General features: G+C 73.5%; 5 protein-coding genes. All 5 read right to left on the reverse strand.

All coding sequences use genetic code 11. The features are described from left to right. Positions 1-1,200: Rv2231c family histidinol phosphate aminotransferase CobC (gene cobC, locus ACNFOC_RS49790; RefSeq protein ID WP_416965607.1), on the reverse strand; the 1,200-nt coding region annotated here is incomplete at its 3' end. Further along, the gene (locus ACNFOC_RS49795; protein WP_416965608.1) at positions 1,190-2,137 is read right to left on the reverse strand and encodes a sirohydrochlorin chelatase; all 948 of its coding nucleotides are present in this window, start codon (positions 2,135-2,137) and stop codon (positions 1,190-1,192) included. The genes ACNFOC_RS49795 and cobC, both read right to left, overlap by 11 nt. Continuing rightward, the gene (locus ACNFOC_RS49800) at positions 2,134-2,724 is read right to left on the reverse strand and encodes a precorrin-8X methylmutase (protein WP_416965611.1); all 591 of its coding nucleotides are present in this window, start codon (positions 2,722-2,724) and stop codon (positions 2,134-2,136) included. Before ACNFOC_RS49800 ends, ACNFOC_RS49795 begins: the two co-directional genes overlap by 4 nt. 5 nt (positions 2,725-2,729) lie before the next feature. Further along, positions 2,730-4,433, reverse strand: a complete 1,704-nt coding sequence (gene cobJ / locus ACNFOC_RS49805) for a precorrin-3B C(17)-methyltransferase (RefSeq protein ID WP_416965609.1) — start codon at positions 4,431-4,433, stop codon at positions 2,730-2,732. After that, positions 4,430-5,644 (reverse strand): precorrin-6y C5,15-methyltransferase (decarboxylating) subunit CbiE, encoded by a 1,215-nt coding sequence (gene cbiE / locus ACNFOC_RS49810; protein WP_416965610.1) that lies wholly within the window; start codon positions 5,642-5,644, stop codon positions 4,430-4,432. Before cbiE ends, cobJ begins: the two co-directional genes overlap by 4 nt. Positions 5,645-5,786 lie beyond the last annotated feature (142 nt).

Below are 5,786 nucleotides of genomic sequence, written 5' to 3' on the forward strand. Positions count from 1 at the left end.
TGATGTATCCCACAAGTTTCTGCAAGCCCGAGGAAACGCGCCCCAAGGGGCGCGAGGAACTGCGCGACCAGCCACAACGGACCGACAGCCGCATGACAACCGTCCGCGCACACGACTGAGGGGCCGCTTCCGAACAGCCTTGGCAGGTGCTGCCGTTGATGGTGACCCGCGCGCGAGCCGTAGCCACTCCTCGTCCAGCCCCGGAAACGTGTCCCCACGGCGAACGGCGAAGCCCAGGTCGCGCAGATGCCGACGGACGGCGACCGCGTTGGGGACACGGACCAGGACGAAGGAGCCCTCGGCGGGCTCGACGACGTGGAGGCCGTCGGGGGCGAACTCGGCGAGCCCGGCGACGAGATGGGCGCGGTCGGCGGTGATGCGGTGGGCGGCGTGGGCGGCCTCCGCCAGGGCCCGTGACTCCATGCAGGCCTCCGCCGCGGCGAGCGCCGGCGTGGACACGGGCCACAGCGGCTGGGCCCGCTCCAGTTCCGCGATCGTCTCGGGCGCGGCCAGGACGTAGCCGATCCGCAGTCCCGCCAGCCCCCAGGTCTTGGTGAGGCTGCGCAGGACCACCAGCCCGGGTACGTCCGTCCGGCCCGCCAGTGACTCCCGCTCACCCGGCACCGCGTCCATGAACGCCTCGTCGACCACCAACGTCCGCCCGGGGCGAGCGAGTTGGGTGATCGCCGCGGCGGGGTGCAGGACGGACGTCGGGTTCGTCGGGTTGCCGATCAGCACCAGGTCCGCGTCCTCGGGCACCGCCCGTACCGCGCCCGGATCCAGCCGGAAACCGTTCGCCTCCCGCAGCAGCACCCGCTCCACCGAGTGTCCCGCGTCCCGCAGCGCAGCCTCCGGTTCCGTGAACTGCGGGTGCACGACGACCGGCTGACGGACCTTCAGGGCGCGGGCGAGCAGCACGAAGGCCTCGGCGGCACCCGCGGTCAGCAGGACGCGCTCCATCGGCAGCCCGTGCCGCGCCGCGACCGCCGCCCGCGCCGCCCGTCCGTCCGGGTAGGCGGCGAGGCCGGTCAGCGAACCGGCTATGCGCTCACGCAGCCAGGCCGGGGGAGTGTCCGCGCGGACGTTCACGGCGAGGTCGATCAACTGGGCGCCGTTGTCCCGGACTTCGGCGTCACCGTGATGGCGGAGATCGTGCGCTCTGTCCGTGGGGTCGTGGTCGCGGGCTCTGTCAGTGTGCATGGGCGTGCCCACCGTGATGGTGATGCCCATGGTGGTGACCGTCGTGGTCTCCGTCGTGGTGGCCGTCGTCGTCCGGGTGGAAGTGCGGCTGCTGCGGCTGCCCCACCTTGTCCTCGAAGCCCGGCAGCGCGATGCGGTACACGCACGAGTCGCAGTTCATCCGCAGATCGCCCTTGACCGCTTCCCGGTACCGCTCCATCACCAGGTCCAGCAACTCCGGTTCCGGGCCTATGACTTCGGCGGACAGTACGTCGATCGCCGGGTGCGCCGCGGCCCAGCCCTCCGTCTGCTGCCGCACCCGCTCCGGCAGGATGCCGGTGAACAGGAAGTACGGCAGGACGACGATCCGCCGTGCGCCCAGCTTCACGCACCGGTCCAGGCCGCTCGGCACGTCCGGGGCGGCCAGCGACACGAACGCCGGTTCCACGCCCGCGTATCCGCGCCCCTCCCACAGCAGCCGCGCCGCCTTGTGCACCTCGGCGTTGGCGTCCGGGTCCGTCGACCCGCGCCCCACCAGCAGCACGGTCACATCGGCCCGGTCGGCGGGAGCGCGCGCCGACTCGCCGAGCGCCTCGTCGAGCCGCCGCTCCAGCACCTTCAGCAGCGAGGGATGCGGGCCCAGCGGACGCCCGTACGTGTACGAGATCCCCTCGTGCCGCTCCTTCTCCCGGGCCAGCGCCGCCGGGATGTCCCCCTTGGCGTGCCCGGCGGACACCAGCATCAGCGGTACGGCGGCGAACCGGCGCACCCCTCGCTCCACCAGCTCGGTCACCGCGTCGCCGAGCGGCGGCGGCGAGAGCTCGATGAACCCGCCCGCGACGGGCAGTTCGGGGTGACGGCGGCCCAACTCCCGTACGAAGTCCCGGAACGCCTCGGCTCCGGCCTCGTCCCGGGTGCCGTGTCCGGCGATGAGCAGGGCGGGCGGCGGGGTGGTCACGATTTCTCCTCGATATGTGAAACGGGGTGGTACAGCAGGGCGTTGAGGGCAGCCGCGGCGACCGCCGAACCGCCCTTCTCGGACACGTTGCTCACCGCGGGCAGCCCGCTCTCGCGCAACGCGGCCTTGGACTCGGTCGCGCCGACGAAACCGACGGGCAGCCCGATGACGAGCACGGGGGAGGCGTCCAGCGTCAGCAACTCCTCCAGGGCGGTGGGCGCGTTGCCGATCACCCACAGGGCGCCGGGCCCGACCTCCTCGTACGCGAGCCGGATCGCATGCGCCGAACGCGTCAGCCCCGGCCCGGACTTGGCGTCCCTGAGCCGGCACACGGTCTCGCGCCGGGTGATGCCGGCCGCGACCATCTCCACGTCCACGACGACCGGCGCCCCGGCGTGCAGCGCGGAGTGCGCCTTCGTCAACTCGCCCTCGTCCAGGACGAGATCGGACGCGTACGCCAGATCGGCGGCGGAGTGGACGACCCGCTCCACGACCGCGCGGGTCAGCGGCGGGAAGTGCGTGGTGTCCAGGCGGGCGCGCAGCCGCCGGTAGGACTCCACCTCGATCGGATGAACCACACGGTCCACGGGGGTCACTTGGCGCCCTCCTGTGCTGCCTGCCAGCGGTATCCGCGCGGCGTCACCATGCGCCCCGCGATGTCCCGGGTGGCCGTGTTGCCCACGGTCACGACCGTCATCATGTCGACCGTCGCCGGATCCAGCGCGGCGAGGCTGGTGAGCCGACTGGACTCGTCGGGCCGCGACGCGTTCCGTACGACACCGACCGGCGTCGTCGGCTCCCGGTGCTCGGCGAGGACGGAGAGTGCCTTCGGGAGCTGCCAGTCCCGGCCCCGGCTACGGGGGTTGTAGAACGTCACCACGATGTCGGCCTCGGCCGCCGCCCGCACCCGCCGCTCGATGACCTCCCACGGCGTGTGCAGATCGGAGAGGCTGATCGACACGTGGTCGTGGCCGAGCGGCGCCCCGAGGATCGCCGAGGCGGCCAACGCGGCGGTCACGCCCGGGACTCCGACCACGTCGATGTCGTCCGACGCCTCCGCGAGCGCGGGCGACGCCATCGCGTACACCCCGGCGTCCCCGCTGCCGATCAGCGCGACGGCCTGCCCCTTGCGCGCCTCGGCGACGGCCGTACGGGCCCGCTCCTCCTCCGCGCCGAGCCCCGACTCCAGGACCACCGTCCCGGGCCGCAGCAGATCGCGGATCTGGTCGACGTACTGGTCGAGCCCCACGAGCACGGCGGCGCGCCGGAGTTCGGCCTTGGCGCGCGGGGTGAGCAGATCCCGGGCGCCGGGCCCGAGCCCGACCACCGCGAGCCGCCCGCGCGCGACCCGCCGTACGACAGCACAGGTCGCCATCGCCGGCTGTCCGTCGGCGCGCTCCGACTTCCGCTTGGGGACGAGGAGTTCGCCCCCGCCGACGAGCGCGGCGGCCTCCGCCACGGACGGCGTGCCCACGGCCGCGAGCGGCGCGTCGGACGGATTGGGCACCTCTACGGCGGCCAGCTCCTCGGCGGAGTAGGTCACCAGCGGCACCCTCAGGCGCTGAGCCGCCTGGACGATGCCGGGCTCGTCCGCCTTGGCGTCCACGGTGGCGAGTTCGGCGATGTTGCCGACGGACAGCCCCGCCGCACGCAGAGCGTCGTAGACCAGTCCGAGCACCTCGTTCACGGGTGCGCCCTTGGACGCGCCGACCCCGACGACGAGCGACGGCGGCCGCAGCACGACCTCCCGCTCGCCGGGTTCGACGGCGCGATCGGTGACGCGGACGACGTACGCACCGTCCCCGTCCGACACCCGCAGCGGCGGCAACGGCCATGCCAACTCGGCGTCCAGCGCGACCGGTTCACCGTCGAGCAGGGCCCGCGTGACCCCGGCGACATCGCCTTCCACGGGGAATCCGAGCGTGTCGAGTCCAGGCACACCCACCGCATCGGTAGCCGTGGTCACCACAGGTTGCGCGGCGAGCAACTCACCCACCTCCACGGCGAGTTCATTGGCCCCGCCACCATGCCCGCCGATCAGCGACACGGCGAACCGCCCGCCCTCGTCGACACACACGACCCCCGGGTCGGTCCGCTTGTCGCCCAGCAGCGGGGCGATCAGCCGTACGACGGCTCCCGTGGCGAGGAAGCACACGAGCTGCTCGCACTCCGCGAACGCGGCCCGGACGGCGTCCCCGACGGGACCCTCGTACACGCGCGTACGGTCCGGCCACGCGGCGGCCAGCCGGTCGCGCGCAGCCGCGCCCGCCGCGGTGGCGGAAATGAGGCCGATCACAGAGCAACTCCTTCTGGAGACACGGGGGTTCGGACCTCGGTTCGGTCCTGGGTTCGGACCCCCCACAGCAGAAAAACGGGATTGGTGGCCGCGAGCCGGGTCACGTCACCCGGCAGCGGCGCGAGCCGGGACGACTGCAACAGCACCCCGTCGACCGCGAGTCCGGCCGCCGAGAGAGCCTCCCGCACGGCCGGTACCCGGTCCAGCGCGGCCATCGCGACGACCACGGTTCGCCGGGCCCGCCGCGCGCACGCGGTGACGATGGCGGGCAGTTCGCGCCCGCCCCCGCCGACGAACACGGCGTCGGGGTCGTCGAGGTCGGACAGCACGGTCGGCGCGGACCCGTGCACGGTGTGCACGTCGACGCCGTGCGCCTCGGCGTTGGCGCGGATCCGCTCGACACCGTCCCGGGTCTTCTCGACCGCGGTGACGGCGGCGCCGAGCCGCGCGCACTCGACGGCCACGGACCCGGAGCCCGAGCCGACGTCCCAGACCAGGTCGCCGAGGTGCGGCCCGAGCCGGGCCAGCGCCAGCGCCCGTACCTCGAACTTGGTGATCATCGAGTCCCGGTGCTCGAACTCCCGCTCGTCCAGCGCCCATTGGACGGGCCCGACGGCAGCTCCGGCGACCGTCCGCACGGCACCAAGAGCCCGCGACTCGTCCAGACACAGGACCACGCTCACCGCCGTACCCCAGTCCCGGGCGGCGGCCTCGGCGGGCGTGACCCGCTCCACCTGCTCCTGTCCGGACCCCAGCGCGGACGCGACGACGAGGACCCGCCCGGTAGCTCGGTGGGTGAGCGCGGCGCCCAGCTCGGCGGGTCCGGCGCCCGGCCCGGTCAGCACGGCGACTTTGGGATGCGCGCGGCACACGTTGACCGCCGTACGCGGATCGCGGCCGTGCGCGCTGACGACGACCGCGTCGTCCCAGGTCAGCCCGGCGCGCGCGAAGGCGGTGGCGACGGAGGAGACGCCGGGACGCACGTCGAGGGCCTGGCTGGAGAACCGTTCCGCCAGCGCTCGTACGATCCCGAAGAACCCGGGGTCCCCCGAGGCCAGCACGACGACCGGCTCGCCCTTCTCGACGTAGGCCTGGATGGTGTCGAGGGCGGGCGCCAGCGGACCGAGGACGACCTGCTCGGCGTCCTCCGGGACCGCGACAGCGGCGAGATGGCGCCGACCGCCGACGACGAGCCGTGCACCGGCGATCACGTCCTCCGTGACGGCAGCCCCCGTCCCCTCCGGGAGGACTGGCGGCACGGCGTGCGCGCGGTCGTACTGCCCACGCTGAGCGCCATCTCCCTGCTGGGACTGGGCGGTTACCTCGGCTGGTCCTTCTACACCTCCACCGACC

This window comes from Streptomyces colwelliae, from assembly GCF_048158785.1.
Lineage (GTDB): Bacteria > Actinomycetota > Actinomycetes > Streptomycetales > Streptomycetaceae > Streptomyces.